A 17,228-nucleotide genomic window follows, 5' to 3' on the forward strand; every position below is an offset into this window, starting at 1 on the left:
GCCGGGCGAAGGAGAGCGATACATGGCCGACGATCACGCCGAGATCGAGAAGACGTTCAACGAAGCGGTCAACATGGCGCCCGCCGAGCTGGAGAAGTTCCTCGACACCGACGACAGCAAACGCGTCGGCTGGAAGGGCGAGGATGGGGACGGCAAGGGCGAGAGCGTCGGTCACGCCTCGGGCCGGCGCATCGTCGAGATCAAGCGCACCAAGAAGGCCGATCGCAGCGACGACGACTACAAGCATATGAAGAAGGTGGTGAGCTACGTGCACCGCCACCTCGCCCAGGGCGGGCCGGCCAAGGACGTCGAGCATAGCGACTGGCGCTATTCGCTGATGAACTGGGGCCACGACCCGCTGAAGTGACCCCCTAGGCGGCGACCGTCTCGTCCCAGCGGCGGCTCGCCACGGCGCGGGCTTCCTCGACCGGCAGCGGACGGCCGAAATAATAGCCCTGTACCTTCGTACAGCCGAGGTCCTGGACCATATGGTGTTCGGCCTCGGTCTCCACGCCTTCCGCGGTGGTCGCCATGCCGAGGCTTTGCGCCAGCGCGACGACGGCGCGGATGATCGCGATCGCCTCCTTGACGCCCTTTGACGCGCCCTGGACGAAGCTGCGGTCGATCTTGATCGAGGAAAAGCGCGTCCGCGACAGATAGCCGAGGCTCGAATAGCCGGTGCCGAAATCGTCAAGGCTGAGGCGCACGCCGAGATCGAGGATACGTTCGAGCGTCTTGGTCGCGCCGAGCCCCTCGTGCATGAACACGCTCTCGGTCACCTCGAGCTCGAGCCGCTCGACCGACAATCCCGATTCGGCAAGCGCCGAGGTGACGACGGCGACGAAGCCGGGGTTCTGCAACTGGTCGGCGGAGACGTTGACCGCGACCCGTGTCGGCGCCGGCCAGCGTGCCGCTTCGGCGCAGGCGGTGCGCAGCACCCATTCGCCGATCGGCTGGATCAGCCGCGCCTCCTCGGCGAGCGGAATGAACTTGGCGGGCGAGACGTCGCCGAATTGCGGACTGTGCCAGCGCAGCAGCGCCTCGAAACCGGTCAGGCTGCCGGTCGCGGCATCGACCACCGGCTGATAGTGGAGGTGCATCTCGCCCTTGTCGAGCGCCTGACGCAGCGCCATTTCGAGCACGCGCCGCTCCTCCGCCTGGACGTGCAGCTCGGGCTCATAGGCGTGGTAGACGCCGCGGCCGGCGTCCTTGGCGCGATAGAGCGCGAGATCGGCGGAGCGGATCAGCATCTCGGCGGTGCGGCCGTCGCGCGGCCCGATCGCGAGCCCGACCGAGGCGCCGATATAGAGGGTATGCGCGTCGACCTCATAGGGGCGCGACAGCGTCTCGATGATCCGCTGGGCGAGGCTCTCGACCGCGCGCGTGTCGGTCGCGTCGCGCATCACCACCGCGAATTCGTCGCCGCCGAGCCGGCCGCAATTGGTGTTGTCGTTCATCAACTGGCCGAGCCGCTCGGCGACGCGGCTGAGCAACCGGTCGCCGACCGGGTGGCCGAGCGTGTCGTTGACCGCCTTGAACCGGTCGAGATCGATCATCATGAAGGCGCAGCGGCCGCCCCATTTGTCCGCCTCGCTCATCGCGCGGGCGAGCGTTTCGTTGACCATCAGCCGGTTGGGAAGCCCGGTCAGCGTGTCGAACCGCGCCATGCGGTTGATCTTGTCGTCGGAGGCGCGCTGTTCGGTGACGTCGGAGCCGACGCCGCGGAAGCCGCAGAAGGATCCATTCTCGTCGAAGCGCGGGCTGGCGGCGAGCTCCCACCAGCGTTCCTGCCCTTCGACGTTGAGCGACAGCCGCAGGTCGCGGAAGCTCTCGCGCGTCTTCAGCTTGTCGGCAAGATGGCGCAGCCCTGGCGCGAAATCGCCCGTCTCCCAGCTCGGCCCGGCGAGCACCTGGAGGAAGGGCATGCCCTCGATCGTCACGGGATCGAGCCCGCAGGCATAGGCGAACCGTGGCGAGGCGCGGACGACGCGGCGGGCGGCATCGGTCTCCCACAGCCAGTCGGCATTGGTCTCCTCGAATTCCCGCAGCAGCAGGCTCACCGTCTCGTCGCGTTCGGCTAAGGCCATCTGGCCGACCCGAATCACCACCAGCGAGCGCGCGCGATTGAGGCAGATCGCGATCAGCATCACCGTGAACACGGTCGTCGCGCCGGCCGCGGCGAAGCTGCCGTTCATGACCAGCTTGATCGTCACCGACAGGCCGAGTCCGCCGAGGAAGGCGATCGTCGCCAGCGCCAGCGGCGCCATCGCCACCGCGCCCGCGGTCATCAGCACCGACAGGATCATCCACAGCACATAGGCGCTGTTCGACCCCGGCTGGGTGAACACCAGGCACGGCATCGCCCAGGCAATGGCAAGCGCGACGCCTTCGCCGGCGGTGGCGCGCAGATCGGATTGCGACGCATAGCCGCCGTCGCGATGACGCGTGCCGAGCCGCCGGATCGCCACCGCGACCGCCACCGTGCCGACGAGCAGCGCCCAGCCGCCGAGCCACAAGCCCGGCACCTGGCGCGCGAACAGCGACACCGTCGCCGCCGCGCCGAGCAGATTCGCGCCCAGCATCAGCAGCGCCAATTGCCGCCCCGCATCGAGCTGCGCCGAGCGGATCCGCGCCCAATGCGCGGCATCGTCGCCGTCACGCAGCCCCAGCAAATGGGCGAAACGGATCACGCTCGGATCCGCGGCGGGTATCATCTCTCGGGTCACGCCGTGGTGATAGGCGCGCGAGGGTTGACGGAGTGTTAGAACCGTATCGGCTTCTGACCTATCCGTTTCGGAGAATTCTGGTTGTAACGCGGGCATTGCAGCGGGGAGGGATCGCGCTGCGTCCGGTCGAAGCCTCATAGGCAACGCGCCTTGGGGAATGCGTCGGCATCGAAGCCCGGATTTGTGATCGGTCGCCGCGCGGGCTGGAGCCCGACGATCCGCACCGGCTCCGCCCCGGCCCTAAGCGGGCTGCTCGGCCGCGCTCCATAGATTCGCCGGCCAGCAGAGGGTCGGCAGGGCGCGACTCCGGCGCGGCACACGGACGGACGGCCTCTGCCCGCGCCTGAGCGCGGCCGCGCTCAGGCGGCGATTGCGTACGGCTTGATGTCGCCGCTCAGATACAGGTTGCGCGCCTTGGCGCGGCTGAGCTTGCCAGAGCTGGTGCGCGGCAGCGTGCGCGGCGGAATGAGTTCGATGACGCAGTTCATCCCCGTCACCGAGCGGACCCGTTCGCGGATTTCCTCGCGCAGCCGCTGGCGCTCGGCCTCGTCGCTGCTGCGACACTGGACGAGTACCGCCGGCGTCTCCTCGCCGCCCGGTGTGGTGATCGCGAAGGCGGCGATGTCACCCGCCTTGAAGCCGGGCAATTGCTCGACCGCCCATTCGATGTCCTGCGGCCAATGGTTCTTGCCGTTGACGATGATCATGTCCTTGGCGCGACCGACGATGTAGATGTAGCCGTCCGACATATAGGCCATGTCGCCGGTATCGAGCCAGCCGTCGCTCATGCACGCCGCGGTCGCCTCGGGATCGCGGAAATAGCCGACCATCACGCTCGGCCCCTTGCACCACAATTTGCCGATCGCCCCATCGGGCAGCGGAGTGCCGTCCTCCTCGCGGATCTCGACGGTCATGTCGCGCACCGGCTTGCCGCAATTGACGATGGCGCGGAACCGCTGCGGGCGCGGGCCATCGTTGGCGGCGAGCGATTCGCCGCCGCCGGACAATTGCGTCTCCTCGACCAGCTCGACGCGGATGCCCTCGCCCGGCGGCATCAGCGAAACCGCCAGCGTCGCCTCGGCGAGGCCGTAGCTCGGCAGGAAGGCGCTCGCCTTGAAGCCGGCGTCGGCGAAGGCGTCGACGAACGCCTGCATCACGTCGGGACGGATCATGTCGGCGCCGTTGCCCGCGACGCGCCAGCGCGACAGGTCGAACCGGTCGGATGCCTTGGTCTGGCTCGACATGCGACGCGCGCAGATGTCGTAGCCGAAGGTCGGCGAATAGGAGAGGGCGGTGCCGTCGTGCCGGCTGATCAGGTCGAGCCACGCCAGCGGACGCCGGGCGAAATCCTCGGTCTTGAGATAGTCGGTCGACACCTGGTTGGCGATCGGCGACAGGAAGCAGCCGACCAGCCCCATGTCGTGATACCAGGGCAGCCAGCTGATGCAGCGATCGGTGCCCTCCGCTGCGATCTCCATGCCGTGGCTGTGCGCGGCGAGATTGTTGAGCAATTGATGATGCGTGATCGCGACGCCGTGCGGGAAGCGCGTCGAGCCGCTCGAATATTGCAGATAGGCGATCGCGCTGCCCTCCGCCTGCGGCAGCGTCACGGCCGGCGCGTCGGCGCGCGCGAAGTCGGACCAGTCGATCCCCTGCGTGCCCGCGAGCTGCGCCGCCTCGGCCGCCATCGCGGCGAGTTCGGGCGGGAAGATCAGCATCTTGGGCTCGCAGCTCGCGAGCTGGACGCGGAGCTGCTCGATGTAGGAATCGCGCCCGCCGAACGAGGTCGGCAGCGGCAGCGGCACCGGCCAGGCGCCGGCGTAGATCGTGCCGAAGAACAAGGCGGCGAATTCCGGACCGGTTTCGGCGACCAGCGCGATGCGGTCCTCCGGCCGTACGCCCGCGGCGATCAGCCGATAGGCCATGGCGATCGCGTCGTGGCGCAGCTCGGCGAAGGGATAGGGGCGGGTCAACATGCCGCGCGCATCGTGGAAGTTGAGGCCGCGCACGCCACGCGCGGCGTAATCGAGCGCCTCGCCCAGCGTATCGAAGTCGGCATACCGGCGCGGCAGGGCGTCCAGCGTCGGCGTGGCCGTCGGCTGGGGCGTCGGCGAAGGCGCGGACTGCTCGGTCATCACGTATTCCTGTTCAGTCGCCAAACCGGCGAAACCATCGTCACTATGCGCTTTAACGCACGATCATCGTTCTAAATCCGGTGCCAGTGTGGCAACAACATGGCCATGAGGCACGAACGTCGTCCGCTTCCGCCGCTCGACACCGCCGCGCTGGAGCGAATGGCGTTGCGCTATGTCGAGCGGTTCGCGACGACGCGCGGGCGGCTAGCCGATTATCTCCAGCGCAAGATCCGCGAGCGCGGCTGGCAGGGCGAGGCCGCCGATCCGGCCGCGCTGGCACAGCGGATGGCCGACCTGGGCTATGTCAACGATCATCTCTATGCCGAGAGCAAGGCGGCGGCACTCACCCGGCGCGGCCTCGGCGCGCGGCGGGTGACGATGGCGCTGCGCCAGGCGGGGATCGGCGAGGCGGAGAGCGCCGGCCTCGCGCCGGCGGACGGGGAGGCGGCGATGGCGACCGCTTTGGCCTTTGCGCGGCGGAAGCGGATCGGCCCGTTCGGGCCACCGCCTGCCGACCGGGGGGCGCGCGACAAGCAGCTCGCGGCCCTGCTGCGCGCCGGCCATGCGATGGAAATCGCGCGCAAGATTGTCGCATGTCGGGACGAAGCCGAGTTGCGAGAATCCGGGTAAACCCTCCTTTCGCAATTGCAGCAGCGATGAACCGTGCTAGCGTAGCGCCAACAGGGGTGCAGTGATGCGTAGCGAGCCGCAATGGGAGGGCGACGAGCGCGACGACGGGGTGATGCCCGGCGATCGTGCGGTTCTGTCCGCCGCCACCGATCCGGGCGAGGCGGCGACGGTCGTGTCGGGCGTCATCAAATGGTTCGACGTGACGCGCGGTTTCGGTTTCGCAGTGGCGGACGATCGCGCGTTCGGCGACGTGCTGATCCATTTCTCGGTGCTTCAGTCGCATGGCCGGCGCAGCCTGCCCGAAGGCACGCGCGTCACCACGCTCGCCGTGCAGCGCGGGCGCGGCTATCAGGCGCGCGAGGTGCTCACCGTCGATACGTCGAACGCCGTCGAGGAGCGGCCCCGTGCGCCGCGTCCCGCCGATCGCGTCGATCCGGTGCCGCTGATCGACGACGCCGGCCCGTTCGAGGCGGTCGAGGTCAAATGGTTCAACCGGCTCAAGGGCTATGGCTTCCTCGTCCGCTATAGCGACGGCAGCGACGTCTTCGTGCATATGGAGACGCTGCGTCGCGCCGGCATCCTCGCGATCGAGCCCGACCAGCGGCTGCGCGCGCGGATCGTCGCCGGGCGCAAGGGGCCGCTCGCGGTCGAGGTCGACGCCGCCTCATGATCGGCGGCAAGGCGGCGCTGGTGCTGGTGGCGGTGCTCGGCGTCGGCGCGGCCGGCGTCGCGGTTCAGCAGGGCGTCTTCTCCGGACCGCCGGCAGCGATTGCGGCGAAGCGGACGCTGGCCGTCACGATCACCGGTGCACAGGGCGCGCACGTCTTCGACGTCGAGCGGGCGACGACCAGCGCCGAGCAGGCGCGCGGATTGATGTACCGCACCGATCTCAAGCCCGACGGCGGCATGCTGTTCTGGCCCTATCCGCCCGAAGGCGGCGCGCCGAGGGTCGCCAATTTCTGGATGAAGAACACGCCGACGCCGCTCGACATCCTGTTCATCCGCGCCGACGGCACGATCGCGACGATCGCCGAAAATACCGTGCCCTTCTCGGAAGCGCCGGTGTCGTCGCGCGAGCCGATCGCCGCGGTGCTCGAACTCGTCGGCGGCCGCACCGCAGATCTCGGCATCGCCGAGGGCGATCGGGTCGCCTGGGCCAAATGACGCCGCCCGCCGCCGCGATGCGATCCGCGGTTGAAGGGCAGGGCGGCAACGGGTAAGCGCAGGCGCATCATGGGCATCAACCTCAATCCCTTTACCTGGTGGAATGGCGCGTCCTGGGGCACGATGCTCTACGGTCTGCGCGGCATGACGCAGGTCGGCACCGACTCGCTCGGCAACGTCTATTACCAGGGCGGCAAGGACGGCAGCGGCCGCGTGCGCCGCTGGGTGATCTACGACGGCGCCAATGACGCGAGCCGCGTGCCGCCGGAATGGTTCAGCTGGCTGCATCACCAGATCGACGACATCCCCGATCGCGCGATGCCCCCGGCGCGTCCGTGGCAGAAGCCGGCGATGCCCAATATGACGGGCACGCCGCTGGCCTATCGCCCGTCGGGTGCGCTGGAGAAGGGCGGCAAGCGCGCCGCCGCGACCGGCGATTATGAAGCGTGGACGCCCGAAGGGTGATGCGACGCTGGCTCGCCGCCGGCGTGCTGCTGGTGGTGCTGGGGCTGGCGGCGGTGTTCGGCTATCGCGCGCTGCGGCCGTCGGAGGATTCCGATCGCCCCGTCGCGGTGCAGGATTTCGCACCGTCTGACGGCAACCGCGGCGAGGCGATCGAGACCGTCGCGACCAGCGACGTCACCTTGCCGACCGGCGGCACGCCGATGGCGGAACGGATCGCGGTGATCGGCCTGCTCAACAAGCGGAACGGCGTCAGCCGCGAGGTGACGCTCAAGCCGGGGCAGGCGACCCGCGTCGGCGATGCGATCGTCCGGCTGCGCGCCTGCGAACAGACTGCCTCCTGGGAACAGGATCAGCTCACCGGCGCCTTCGTCCAGCTCGATGTGCGCGGCAGCGACCGGCATTGGCGTCGTGCATTCTCCGGCTGGCTGTACAAGGAGCGGCCGTCGCTCAACGTCGTCCAGCACCCGGTCTATGACGTCTGGACCAAGAGCTGCACGATGTCGTGGCCGGCGACCGGCCCCGACACCGTATCGCTCGATGGCGGCGCGCCGGCGGCCAAACGGTCGAGCGCGAAGAAGTCGCCCGATGGCGTCGCGGCCAGTGGCGACACGATCCCCGACGCGCCGATCGTGCCGTCCAGCGCCGCGGCAAGCAACGCGCAATAATCCCTGCGGTCGATCTCCACCGCGCCGAGCGAGGCGAGGTGCGCGGTCTGGAACTGGCAGTCGAGCAGGGTGAAACCGCCGGCCTTGAGCCGCGCGACGAGCCAGGCGAGCGCGACCTTCGAGGCATCGGTGCGCCGGCTGACCATCGATTCGCCGAAGAAGGCGCGGCCGAGCGCGAGGCCGTAGAGGCCGCCGACCAGCTCGTCGCCCTCCCAGCATTCGATCGCATGCGCGAAGCCGAGCTGGTGGAGCGCCACGAAGGCCCGCTCGATGCCCGAATTGATCCACGTCTCCGGCCGGTCCGCCGCGCTCGCCGCGCACAGGCGGATCATCCGTTCGAACGCCGTATCGGCAGTGACGCGGAAGCGGTCGCGCGCGATCGTCTTGCGCAACGATCGCGACAGATGCAGCCCGTCGATCGGCAGGATCGCGCGCTTGCGCGGCTCGACCCAATAGACGCTCGCCGCATCGCGATGATCCGCCATCGGGAACACGCCGACCGCATAGGCGCCGAGCACGGTCTTCGGATCGAGCATCTCCATCCGTGCTGAGGTGGCGCAGCCGCCGCGGCGGTGCAAGGGGAGGGGCTCAGCCGAACGGCAGCGCCTGAAACACCGGCGTGGCCTCCGCGCGCGCGGACAGCGCCGCAAGCGCGGGATACCGGTCCGGCGCGAGGAGATCGGCGAGCATGCCGTTGGTGAAGCGCCACGCGACCGCGGCGGTGATGTCCGCCTGCGTCATCCGGTCGGGCAGCAGCCAGTCGTCTACGGGCCGATAGGCCTGTTCGAGCAGATCATAGGCGGCCTGCGCCTGCCCGCGCACCCGATCGAGCCACGGCGCATGCTGTTTGTCGGCCGGGCGCAATTGGGTCTCGTAGACGATCTGCACGGTCTTCTCGCAGGCGGCGAGCGCCAGGCCGACCGCATGCTGGACGGTCAGCAGCGCGTCCGCCGCCTCCGGCTGCAAACGTCGGTCCGCGGGGACGAGGCTGTCGAGATACATGAGGATCAGCGTCGAATCGATCAGCGCCGTGCCGTCGTCAGTCACCAGCGTCGGCGCCTTGATCACCGGGTTGATCGCCGCGAAGGCCTCGACGTCGCGGAACACTGATAGCGGTTCGTGATTGAAATCGAGGCCCATCATCCGCATCGATATCGCGACGCGCCGCACATAGGGGGAATCGAGCCGGCCGATCAGACGCATCGCACTTCCTTCGAAAAACCTCGTCGTCCGTCTCTCCTAGACGGTGCGCAGCCGACATTCGATCGCCGTCCACAATTTGGCGAACGCCTTGGCCGCGGCGGTGCGCGGCGCGAAGGTCGCCACCGGGGCACGATGCTCCGCCATCGCCTCGACCGCGCTCGCCATCGGGATCACCGGCCAGTCGGGATGCGCGGCGAGCGCCTCGGCATGGAGGCGGCGCCGGCGGTCCGCCATCATATGCACCGGCAGCACCGGCACCTTGCCGCCGAGATGCCGCACCACTTCGAGATGCGCCCGCTGCGCGAGCGGCGAGGGGATCACCGGCAGCACGATCAGGTCGGCGGCGCGGATCACCTGTTCGCTCGTCTCGGTCACGCCGGGCGGGCAATCGAGCAGGACATGGTCGTAATCGCCGACGCCCTCGATCAGCCGGTCGAGCCGGCGGCGCTTGCCAATATCGTGGAGGACGACGTCGAGCGTGCGCAGTGATTCATCCGCGGCGATCAGGTCGAGCAGCGGATAATCGGTCGGCCGGGCATGCGCCTGCGGCTTGGCGTCCTTGGTGAACAGCGCGCGCGCGGCATCGCCGACCGGCGTGCGGCCGAGCACCCAGCTGCTCGCCGCCTGCGGATCGAGATCCCACAGGATGGTACGGCGCTTCGAGATCGCCGCGCTGCAATAGGAGAGGTTCACCGACAAGGTCGTCTTGCCGACGCCGCCCTTGGAACTGTAGATCGCAATGGTCGCCATCAGCCGCCGATACCATAATGGACATAAATCGGCAACATCCGCGTCATGCGGAGGACCGGAGCCGGCGGCTCAGCCACCGGCTTCGGAAAGAGTTAGGCGAAGATCAGGACTTGCAGCTCTGCGACGGCTTGCCGGGCTGGGTGACGGTGATCGTCTTGGCATCGCCGGTCAGCTTCCAGCCGCCCTCGGCGGTGAGCGGCTCGCCGGTGGTCGCGGCGGTCAGGCGGGTGGCCGTGCCGTCCTTCTTGGTCTTGATCAGCGCCAGCTTGTCGCCCTCGAACAGGGTGACATACAGCAGGCTGTTGTCCTTGCAGCGGAAGGTCTTGTCCGCCTTGATCGCGGGCGGCAGCTCGACCGGGCCGCGGTTGGCGAGCGCATTCGCCATCGGGTCCGGATTCGAGTCGAGCACTTCGGCCGAATTGGGCTTGGAGTTGCAGGCGGCCAGCGCGAGCAGCGCGGCGGTGGCGGAGAGGAGGAGGGGGCTCTTCATAGCGGCGCGACGCTTCGCGCATGCAGCAACAAGCGTCAAGCAAGATGACCCACGTTCATGCAAAGGCAGGGTAAATTGCGACGGGCCGGGCTGCCGCACCTGCGTGCCGATCTTGCTCGCGGCCAAGCTCAGCTGCGCTTGCCGCTGACGCCGTCCCACGCCATCTAGCGACGATGCACACCACGCCCGATACGCTCGCCCTGATCGGCAACACCCCGCTCGTCCGTCTGCGCGGGCCCAGCGAGGCGACCGGCTGCGACATCTTCGCCAAATGCGAATTCGCCAACCCCGGGGCGAGCGTCAAGGATCGCGCCGCGCTCGGCATCGTCGAGGATGCGGAGGCGCGCGGCCTGCTCCACCCCGGCGGCACGATCGTCGAGGGCACGGCGGGCAATACCGGCATCGGGCTGGCGCTCGTCGCCAATGCCAAGGGCTATCGCACGATCATCGTCATGCCCGAGACGCAGAGCCGCGAGAAGATGGATACGCTGCGCGCGCTCGGCGCCGAGCTGGTGCTGGTCCCCGCCGCGCCCTATGCCAGCCCCTATCATTTCGTCCACACCAGCCGCCGGATCGCCGAGGAGCGCGATAACGCCTTGTGGGCGAACCAGTTCGACAATGTCGCCAATCGCCGCGCGCATATCGTCGGCACCGCCGAGGAGATCTGGCAGCAGATGGACGGGCGGATCGACGGCTTCACCTGCGCCGCCGGTACCGGCGGCACGATCGCCGGGGTCGGGCTCGGCCTCAAGGCGAAGGACGAGCGCATCTGTATCGCGCTGACCGATCCGCACGGCGCGGCGCTCTATGACTATTATGCGCATGGCGAGCTGCGCGCCGAGGGATCGTCGGTGGCAGAGGGGATCGGCCAGGGGCGGATCACCGCCAATCTCGACGGTGCGCCGATCGACACGCAATTCCGCATCTCCGATGCGGAGGGCTATCGCTGGGTGCGGCGGCTGCTCGACGAGGAGGGGCTGTGCCTCGGCCTGTCCTCGGGGATCAACGTCGCCGGTGCGGTGCGGCTCGCCGAGCATCTCGGCCCGGGCCGGCGCATCGCCACGATCCTGTGCGACACCGGCTTTCGCTACCTGTCGACGCTCTACGATCCCGCGTGGCGCGCCGCCAAAGGTCTTTCCTGAATTGATCCGAACCGCTTGTTCGACAAAGCGGTGACGAAGCGTTACAGCGGCGCGGTAGGATGAGAGCCGCGCGAGACACTCAGCAGACGATGCAACGGATCAAGGTCGGCGTGATCGGCCTTGTCGCCGTCGTGCTGTTGATCGTCGTCGCCAGCGCGATCCTCGGCTCCGCGACTCGCGAGCGGCCGATCGCCGCCGCCGGATCGGCGCAGGCCGATGTCGTCGCCAATATCGCGATGACCAACGCCGGTGCCGCCGCCGCGGCGGCCGCCGGCGCTTCGGGCGAGCCGCTCGCCGAACTGGGCGTCGCGCCTTCGACCAGCAACGCGCAAGCGCCGCACTGATGCCCCGCCGCCGGGGAATTTCGGGGATTTCGGCGAAGCTAATGACACTCAATGTTATTTCGTCGATGTTCGATCGATGCGTCTACGTGCGCGCGGGTGCGCCCCCGCCCGCGTAGCGACGAACCGGGGCTCGTTCCCCGGTTTTCCCCAAAAATCCCGTTGCGTCCCCAAGGGGCTGTTGATACCAACAGCGTCAACGGGGCAGGCATCACCGGTTGCGATTCATCGCAGCGGGCTGGCGGACGATTTTGGTCGTTTGCCGGAACGGTGAGCTGTGCACGTCAGGGTGCGAGACAGGCGTGTCGGAAAGGGGCGATTATCAGGGAAGCGGACTTGCCCTTGTCGACGACAAGGGTCGCGTCGCCATCCCCAATGCGCTTCGATCGACGCTTGCCGACAATGCACCGCGCGCCGACGGCAAGGACGGCGGCACGGTGATCATTGCCGCGCATGAGGATCAGCCCTGTCTGATCGCTTATGATCCCGCCTATCTTGCCGAGCTCAAGCGCGAGCTCAACGAGCGGGTCGCGCTGTCGCGCGGTCCCGACGGCAAGATCGACCACAACATCAAGCGTGGCGGCGCCAATGGCGAAGCCGTGCCGTTCGACGGATCGGGACGTTTCATCATGCCGGGCTTTCCGCGCTTCTATGCCGGCATCGGGGCGCACGCCTTCTTCTGGGGGACGCTCGACTATATCGAGATCTGGGACCCGAAGACGCTGCTGTCGACGCCCAACATCGCCCCGCAGATGGTCGCCGCCTGCCGGTATTATTGCCAGGAAAAGGGGATCGCCCTGTGAGCGACATGGCGAGCGATGCCCCGCACATCCCGGTGCTGCTCGACGAGGTGGTCGCCGCGCTGGCGCCGCAGCCGGGCGAGCGGATCGTCGACGCGACCTTTGGCGCCGGCGGCTACACCCGCGCGATCCTCGCGACGGGCGCTGAGGTCGTCGCCTTCGATCGCGACCCCGATGCGATCCGCGCCGGCCGTGCCGCGGCGCTCCCCGGGCTGACGCTGGTGCACAGCGATTTCTCTATGCTCGAAGCGGCGCTCGACGCGCCGGTCGATGCGCTGACCATGGATATCGGCGTGTCGTCGATGCAGCTCGACCAGGCCGAACGGGGCTTCTCGTTCCAGGCCGACGGCCCGCTCGACATGCGGATGAGCCAGGACGGCCCGAGCGCCGCCGACTTCCTCAACACCGCCGACGAGGCGGCGATCGCCGACGTCCTCTACCAATATGGCGACGAGCCCAAGTCGCGCCGCGTCGCCCGCGCGATCGTCGCGGCGCGGCCGCTGACCCGCACCGGCGAACTTGCGCAGGTGGTGCGCAAGGCGCTCGGCCACCGGCCGCACGACAAGAAGGATCCGGCGACGCGCAGCTTTCAGGCGATCCGCATCCATGTGAATCGGGAGCTCGACGAACTGGCCCAGGGTCTTGCCGCGGCGGAGCGCGTGCTCAAGCCGGGCGGGCGGCTGGCGATCGTCACCTTCCACAGTCTCGAGGACCGGCTGGTGAAGCGCTTCCTGCGCGACCGGTCGGGCAAGGCGCCGGGCGGGTCGCGGCATCTGCCGCTCGCCGACAGCGGCGTCGCGCCCAGTTTCGAATCGGTCGGTCGCGGCATCCGCGCCGGCGAGGCGGAGGTCGCGCGCAACCCGCGGGCGCGGTCGGCGACGCTGCGCACCGCACGGCGGACGGCGGCGCCGGCATGGACCCACGGCAATCAGGCGGAGGTGACGGCATGACGGCGGCGTATCGGCTGAAGGGGATCGGGTGGTTCGGTGGCTGCGTCGCCATCGTCCTCGGCTTCTATCTGGTCTCGCTGCAGGTCGCGGCGGAGCGCAAGAAGCTCGACATCATGGATCGCCGGATCGAGACCGCGCAGCGCGACATCCGCGCGCTTGAGACCGAGTTCGAGACGCGGGCCAATCTCGCGCAGCTCGAAAAGTGGAACGGGGAAACGCTGGCGCTCGCCGCGCCGGTCGCCGGCCAGTTCGTCACTGACGAGAGCGCGCTCGCCAGCCTCGACGTGACGCGCATCGGCACGCCCGCGCCGGGCACCAAGATGGCGGCGCTGGTCGTGCCGTCGCTCGCCACGGTCAACGTCGCCGCTCCCGCTGCGACGCCGGCGCCCGCGGTCATCCAGGTCGCCGCCGCGCTCCCCGCCGCCAAGCGCGCGGTCATCAAGGTCGCCCCCGTCGAGAAAAGTGCGCCGATGCTTGCCAAGCTGACCGAGGCGGCGCGCGCCAAGGCGGCGGTCGCCAAGGTGCGGCCGCAGGCGGTGGCGATGCTCGACCGCAAGCTGCTTTCCGACACGACGCTCGGCGACATCCTCAGCAGCGCCCGCGCGGAGGCACGCAAGCGTTGACCGTCATCGTCGCTCGGCCCGCACAGCAGCGGCGTAACGCCACCCAGCGTCATGCGCTGGTGGCGACGTCGCATATGCGACTGATGATGCTGCTGATGCTGTTCGCCGCGGCGGTGACCCTGGTGATCGGCCGGCTGGTCATGCTCGGGCTGATGTCGGGCGGCGAGGCGGAGGCGCGCGTCGCCGCGCTCGCCGCGCGCGGCGATATCGTCGATCGCAACGGCGCGCCGCTCGCCCGGACGATCGACGCCTGGACGATCGCGGTCCACCCCAAGCAGATCATCGGCGACAAGATGGAGATCGCCGCCCGCCTCGCCGCGCTGATGCCCGATCGCGGCGATCAGACGTGGTTCTACGGCCAGCTCACCCGCCCGGTCAGTTTCGTCTATCTCCAGCGCCGCGCCAGCCCGGCGCTGGTCGAGCAGGTCAATGCGATCGGCGAGCCGGCGCTGGTCTTCGCGCGCGAGACGCAGCGGCTCTACCCGCAATCGACGATGGCGAGCCATGCGCTCGGCTTCCTCTCCACCGACGGCCACGGCATGAGCGGGATGGAGCGCGTGCTCGACGAACGGCTGCTCGATCCGACCAAGGCGGGTCAGCCGGTCGCGCTGTCGCTCGACGTGCGCGTCCAGGCGGCGATGGAGAGCGAGCTCAGCCGCGCGATGAACACCTTCTCCGCGCGCGGCGCCGGCGGCATCGTCCTCGACGTCGCCACCGGCGAGGTAATCGCGATGGTGTCGTTGCCGACCTTCAACCCCAATCGCGTCGGCATGGCGGGCTCGGAAGAGCTGCGCAACATCACCACGCAGAGCGTGTTCGAGCTGGGATCGACCTTCAAGCCGATCACCGTCGCCACCGCGATCGATACCGGCACGATCGGGCTCAACCGCAAGTTCGACGCGACGCATCCGCTGAAAGTCGGCGGCTTCACCATCCACGACGAGCGCGGCGATCCCAAGCGCTGGCTGTCGATGCCCGAGACGCTGATCTATTCGAGCAACATCGCCACCGCGCGTATCGCCGACGAGATCGGCCCGCAGAAGATGCAGACGATGTTCCGCAAACTGGGCTTCGACACCAAGCCCGACATCGAGCTGCGCGAGAAGGGGCGTCCGCTGATGCCAACCTATTGGGCGCGGACGACGACGATGACCACCGCTTACGGCCACGGCATCGCGGTGACGCCGCTGCACCTCGCCAGCGCCTATGCCGCCCTGGTCAACGGCGGCATCTGGCGGCCGGCGACGCTGCTCAAGGTCGCGCCGGGGCAGGCGCCGGTCGGCCGCCGCGTCATCAGCGAGGCGACCAGCGCGCGGATGCGCCAGATGCTGCGGCTGATCGTGCTGCGCGGCACCGGCCGCAAGGGGGAGGCGCCGGGCTATCGCGTCGGCGGCAAGACCGGCACCGCCGAGGCGGCGGTGGCGGGCGGATACGATCATTCGCGCAACGTCGCGACGTTCGCCGCGGCTTTCCCGATGGACGCTCCGCGCTATGTCGTGCTGGCGATGCTCGATTCGCCGCTTGGCACGAAGGAGACCGGAGGGTGGAAGACTGCCGCATGGAACGCCGCACCCGTGGTCGGCCGGACCATCTCGCGCGTCGGTGCGATGCTCGGCGTGGTGCCGGACGAGCGGGCGGACATCGACGTGTCGGACCTCATGCCCTTGATCTGGCAGGACCCGACGCGCAAGCCCGTCACGGGTAATTAAGGAGGGCTGCGTGAGACTGGGCGCACTGACCGGCGGCGGCGAGGCGGCGATCGTCACCGGCTTCGCGATCGATCATCGCAAGGTCGCGCCCGGCACCGTCTTCGGCGCATTCCAGGGCGCGCGCGTCAATGGCGAGAATTATATCGCCGAGGCGGTGCGCGCCGGCGCGGTCGCGGTGGTGACCCGCCCCGGCGTGCCGGTCGAGGGCGCGGTGGCGATCGTCGACGACAATCCCCGCGAGCGGTTCGCCCGCGCCGCCGCCGCCTTCTTCGCACCCTTCCCGGAGGTGGCGGTCGCGGTGACCGGCACCAACGGCAAGACCTCCACCGTCGAGATGACCCGGCAATTGTGGCGGATGGCCGGCGCGTCGGCGGCATCGATCGGCACGCTCGGCGTCACCACCGCCGACGAGCGCGTCACCACCGGCCTCACCACGCCCGATGTCGTCACCTTCCTGTCCAACGTCGCCGGCCTCGCGCGGGAGGGGATCACGCATCTCGCCTTCGAGGCGTCGAGCCACGGCCTGACCCAATATCGCACCGAGGGGCTGACCGTCGCCGCCGCGGCCTTCACCAACCTCAGCCGCGACCATCTCGATTACCATGGCGACATGGGCGCCTATCTCACCGCCAAGCTGCGCCTGTTCTCCGAAGTGCTCGATTCGGCCGGAACGGCGGTGGTCTGGGCCGACGATGTCGAGGCGGGGCGGGTGATCGATCTGGCACAGGCGCGCGGCAACACGCTCATCACCGTCGGCGAACGCGGCGCGACGCTGCGGCTGGTCGGCCGCGACCCCACCCTGCTCGGCCAGGGGCTGGTGATCGAGGCGGAGGGGCGGACGCATCGGGTGACCTTGCCGCTGATCGGCGGCTATCAGGCGGCGAATGCGCTCGTCGCGGCGGGGCTGGTGATCGCCACCGGCGGCGACGTCGCGCGCACCATCGCCGATCTCGCGCGGTTGCAGCCGGTGCGCGGCCGGCTCGAACGCGCCGCGATCGCGCGCAGCGGCGCGCCGGTCTATGTCGACTATGCCCATACGCCCGATGCGCTGGAGGCGGCGATCGCCGCGCTCAAGCCGCATGCCGGCGGGCGGCTGATCGTCGTCTTCGGCGCCGGTGGCGACCGCGATCCCGGCAAGCGCGAGACGATGGGGCAGGTGGCGCAGATGCAGGCGGATATCGCCATCGTCACCGACGACAACCCGCGCACCGAGGACCCCGCCGCGATCCGCGCCGCGATCCTGAAAGGCGCGCCCAAGGCGTGGGAGATCGGCGATCGCCGCGCCGCGATCGCCGCCGCCGTTCGCGAGGCCGGAGCGCAGGATATCGTGCTGATCGCCGGCAAGGGCCACGAACAGGGCCAGATCGTCGGCGACATGGAATTGCCGTTCGACGACGTCGCGGTGGCGCGGGAGTATGCGGCGTGAGCGGGGTGA

General features: G+C 69.1%; 18 protein-coding genes and 1 pseudogene. 13 read left to right on the forward strand and 6 right to left on the reverse strand.

What is annotated here, in order from left to right; all coding sequences use genetic code 11:
• Nucleotides 1-22: 22 nt before the first annotated feature.
• On the forward strand, nt 23-367 hold the full coding sequence (locus tag BW41_RS06890; protein ID WP_037532830.1) for a DUF3140 domain-containing protein: 345 nt from the start codon (nt 23-25) through the stop codon (nt 365-367).
• Between the two features lie 4 nt (nt 368-371).
• Here BW41_RS06890 and BW41_RS06895 read toward each other — a convergent pair whose 3' ends face one another.
• Complete coding sequence (locus tag BW41_RS06895) at nt 372-2,714, reverse strand: putative bifunctional diguanylate cyclase/phosphodiesterase (protein ID WP_051583316.1); 2,343 nt, start codon at nt 2,712-2,714, stop codon at nt 372-374.
• Between the two features lie 371 nt (nt 2,715-3,085).
• Entirely contained in the window at nt 3,086-4,861 is a 1,776-nt protein-coding gene (locus BW41_RS06900; RefSeq protein WP_037533261.1) for a fatty acyl-AMP ligase, read from the reverse strand.
• 105 nt (nt 4,862-4,966) lie between these two features.
• Here BW41_RS06900 and BW41_RS06905 point away from each other — a divergent pair, with 105 nt between their 5' ends.
• The 5 genes and pseudogenes from BW41_RS06905 to BW41_RS21750 form a co-directional block, all read left to right on the forward strand.
• Nucleotides 4,967-5,491 carry a regulatory protein RecX gene (locus tag BW41_RS06905; protein WP_443027641.1) on the forward strand — a complete coding sequence of 175 codons (525 nt, stop codon included), beginning with the start codon at nt 4,967-4,969 and terminating at the stop codon, nt 5,489-5,491.
• Between the two features lie 64 nt (nt 5,492-5,555).
• Nucleotides 5,556-6,161: a cold-shock protein gene (locus BW41_RS06910; RefSeq protein WP_037533264.1), complete on the forward strand. Its 606-nt coding sequence runs from the start codon at nt 5,556-5,558 to the stop codon at nt 6,159-6,161.
• Nucleotides 6,158-6,655, forward strand: a complete 498-nt coding sequence (locus BW41_RS06915; protein WP_037532836.1) for a DUF192 domain-containing protein — start codon at nt 6,158-6,160, stop codon at nt 6,653-6,655. The genes BW41_RS06910 and BW41_RS06915 overlap by 4 nt, the downstream gene beginning before the upstream one ends.
• Nucleotides 6,656-6,724: 69 nt before the next feature.
• The gene (locus BW41_RS06920; RefSeq protein ID WP_037532840.1) at nt 6,725-7,120 is read left to right on the forward strand and encodes an NADH:ubiquinone oxidoreductase subunit NDUFA12; all 396 of its coding nucleotides are present in this window, start codon (nt 6,725-6,727) and stop codon (nt 7,118-7,120) included.
• A 200-nt stretch (nt 7,121-7,320) separates the two neighbouring features.
• Nucleotides 7,321-7,554, forward strand: a pseudogene (locus BW41_RS21750) (DUF2155 domain-containing protein); the annotation flags it as partial.
• 35 nt (nt 7,555-7,589) lie between these two features.
• Here BW41_RS21750 and aat read toward each other — a convergent pair.
• The 4 genes from aat to BW41_RS06940 all read right to left on the reverse strand — a co-directional run bounded on the left by aat (nt 7,590) and on the right by BW41_RS06940 (nt 10,228).
• Entirely contained in the window at nt 7,590-8,327 is a 738-nt protein-coding gene (aat, locus tag BW41_RS06925) for a leucyl/phenylalanyl-tRNA--protein transferase (protein ID WP_037532842.1), read from the reverse strand.
• 46 nt (nt 8,328-8,373) lie between these two features.
• Nucleotides 8,374-8,988 carry a glutathione S-transferase gene (locus BW41_RS06930; protein ID WP_037532844.1) on the reverse strand — a complete coding sequence of 205 codons (615 nt, stop codon included), beginning with the start codon at nt 8,986-8,988 and terminating at the stop codon, nt 8,374-8,376.
• A 36-nt stretch (nt 8,989-9,024) separates the two neighbouring features.
• The gene (locus tag BW41_RS06935) at nt 9,025-9,738 is read right to left on the reverse strand and encodes a ParA family protein (RefSeq protein WP_037532847.1); all 714 of its coding nucleotides are present in this window, start codon (nt 9,736-9,738) and stop codon (nt 9,025-9,027) included.
• 103 nt (nt 9,739-9,841) lie between these two features.
• Nucleotides 9,842-10,228: a hypothetical protein gene (locus BW41_RS06940; RefSeq protein ID WP_037532850.1), complete on the reverse strand. Its 387-nt coding sequence runs from the start codon at nt 10,226-10,228 to the stop codon at nt 9,842-9,844.
• 173 nt (nt 10,229-10,401) lie between these two features.
• Here BW41_RS06940 and BW41_RS06945 point away from each other — a divergent pair, with 173 nt between their 5' ends.
• The 7 genes from BW41_RS06945 (at nt 10,402) to BW41_RS06975 (ending at nt 17,219) form a co-directional block, all read left to right on the forward strand.
• A complete protein-coding gene (locus BW41_RS06945; protein WP_037532851.1) occupies nt 10,402-11,370 on the forward strand; it encodes a cysteine synthase A in 969 nt (322 codons plus the stop codon).
• A gap of 89 nt (nt 11,371-11,459) precedes the next feature.
• A complete protein-coding gene (locus BW41_RS06950; protein ID WP_051583317.1) occupies nt 11,460-11,714 on the forward strand; it encodes a hypothetical protein in 255 nt (84 codons plus the stop codon).
• A gap of 299 nt (nt 11,715-12,013) precedes the next feature.
• On the forward strand, nt 12,014-12,514 hold the full coding sequence (locus BW41_RS06955; RefSeq protein WP_037532856.1) for a division/cell wall cluster transcriptional repressor MraZ: 501 nt from the start codon (nt 12,014-12,016) through the stop codon (nt 12,512-12,514).
• A 5-nt stretch (nt 12,515-12,519) separates the two neighbouring features.
• Nucleotides 12,520-13,461, forward strand: a complete 942-nt coding sequence (gene rsmH / locus BW41_RS06960) for a 16S rRNA (cytosine(1402)-N(4))-methyltransferase RsmH (RefSeq protein ID WP_037532859.1) — start codon at nt 12,520-12,522, stop codon at nt 13,459-13,461.
• Nucleotides 13,458-14,084: a hypothetical protein gene (locus BW41_RS06965; protein ID WP_037532862.1), complete on the forward strand. Its 627-nt coding sequence runs from the start codon at nt 13,458-13,460 to the stop codon at nt 14,082-14,084. The genes rsmH and BW41_RS06965 overlap by 4 nt, the downstream gene beginning before the upstream one ends.
• Nucleotides 14,081-15,793, forward strand: a complete 1,713-nt coding sequence (locus BW41_RS06970) for a peptidoglycan D,D-transpeptidase FtsI family protein (RefSeq protein ID WP_037532864.1) — start codon at nt 14,081-14,083, stop codon at nt 15,791-15,793. Before BW41_RS06965 ends, BW41_RS06970 begins: the two co-directional genes overlap by 4 nt.
• Nucleotides 15,794-15,803: 10 nt before the next feature.
• Nucleotides 15,804-17,219: a UDP-N-acetylmuramoyl-L-alanyl-D-glutamate--2,6-diaminopimelate ligase gene (locus tag BW41_RS06975; protein ID WP_037532867.1), complete on the forward strand. Its 1,416-nt coding sequence runs from the start codon at nt 15,804-15,806 to the stop codon at nt 17,217-17,219.
• The last annotated feature ends 9 nt before the right edge of the window (nt 17,220-17,228 follow it).

This window comes from Sphingomonas sp. RIT328 (genome assembly GCF_000632225.1).
Classification (GTDB): Bacteria; Pseudomonadota; Alphaproteobacteria; order Sphingomonadales; family Sphingomonadaceae; genus Sphingomonas; species Sphingomonas kyungheensis.

Bases quoted from the DNA above. Each gene is read 5' to 3' on its own strand.
- BW41_RS06950 (WP_051583317.1), top strand. From the start codon at position 11,460: ATGCAACGGATCAAGGTCGGCGTGATCGGCCTTGTCGCCGTCGTGCTG.
- BW41_RS06920 (WP_037532840.1), top strand. From the start codon at position 6,725: ATGGGCATCAACCTCAATCCCTTTACCTGGTGGAATGGCGCGTCCTGG.
- aat (WP_037532842.1), bottom strand. From the start codon at position 8,327: ATGGAGATGCTCGATCCGAAGACCGTGCTCGGCGCCTATGCGGTCGGC.
- BW41_RS06915 (WP_037532836.1), top strand. From the start codon at position 6,158: ATGATCGGCGGCAAGGCGGCGCTGGTGCTGGTGGCGGTGCTCGGCGTC.
- BW41_RS06910 (WP_037533264.1), top strand. From the start codon at position 5,556: ATGCGTAGCGAGCCGCAATGGGAGGGCGACGAGCGCGACGACGGGGTG.
- BW41_RS06895 (WP_051583316.1), bottom strand. From the start codon at position 2,714: ATGATACCCGCCGCGGATCCGAGCGTGATCCGTTTCGCCCATTTGCTG.
- BW41_RS06930 (WP_037532844.1), bottom strand. From the start codon at position 8,988: ATGCGTCTGATCGGCCGGCTCGATTCCCCCTATGTGCGGCGCGTCGCG.
- BW41_RS06890 (WP_037532830.1), top strand. From the start codon at position 23: ATGGCCGACGATCACGCCGAGATCGAGAAGACGTTCAACGAAGCGGTC.
- BW41_RS06900 (WP_037533261.1), bottom strand. From the start codon at position 4,861: ATGACCGAGCAGTCCGCGCCTTCGCCGACGCCCCAGCCGACGGCCACG.
- BW41_RS06945 (WP_037532851.1), top strand. From the start codon at position 10,402: ATGCACACCACGCCCGATACGCTCGCCCTGATCGGCAACACCCCGCTC.
- BW41_RS06935 (WP_037532847.1), bottom strand. From the start codon at position 9,738: ATGGCGACCATTGCGATCTACAGTTCCAAGGGCGGCGTCGGCAAGACG.
- BW41_RS06940 (WP_037532850.1), bottom strand. From the start codon at position 10,228: ATGAAGAGCCCCCTCCTCCTCTCCGCCACCGCCGCGCTGCTCGCGCTG.
- rsmH (WP_037532859.1), top strand. From the start codon at position 12,520: ATGGCGAGCGATGCCCCGCACATCCCGGTGCTGCTCGACGAGGTGGTC.
- BW41_RS06905 (WP_443027641.1), top strand. From the start codon at position 4,967: ATGAGGCACGAACGTCGTCCGCTTCCGCCGCTCGACACCGCCGCGCTG.
- BW41_RS06965 (WP_037532862.1), top strand. From the start codon at position 13,458: ATGACGGCGGCGTATCGGCTGAAGGGGATCGGGTGGTTCGGTGGCTGC.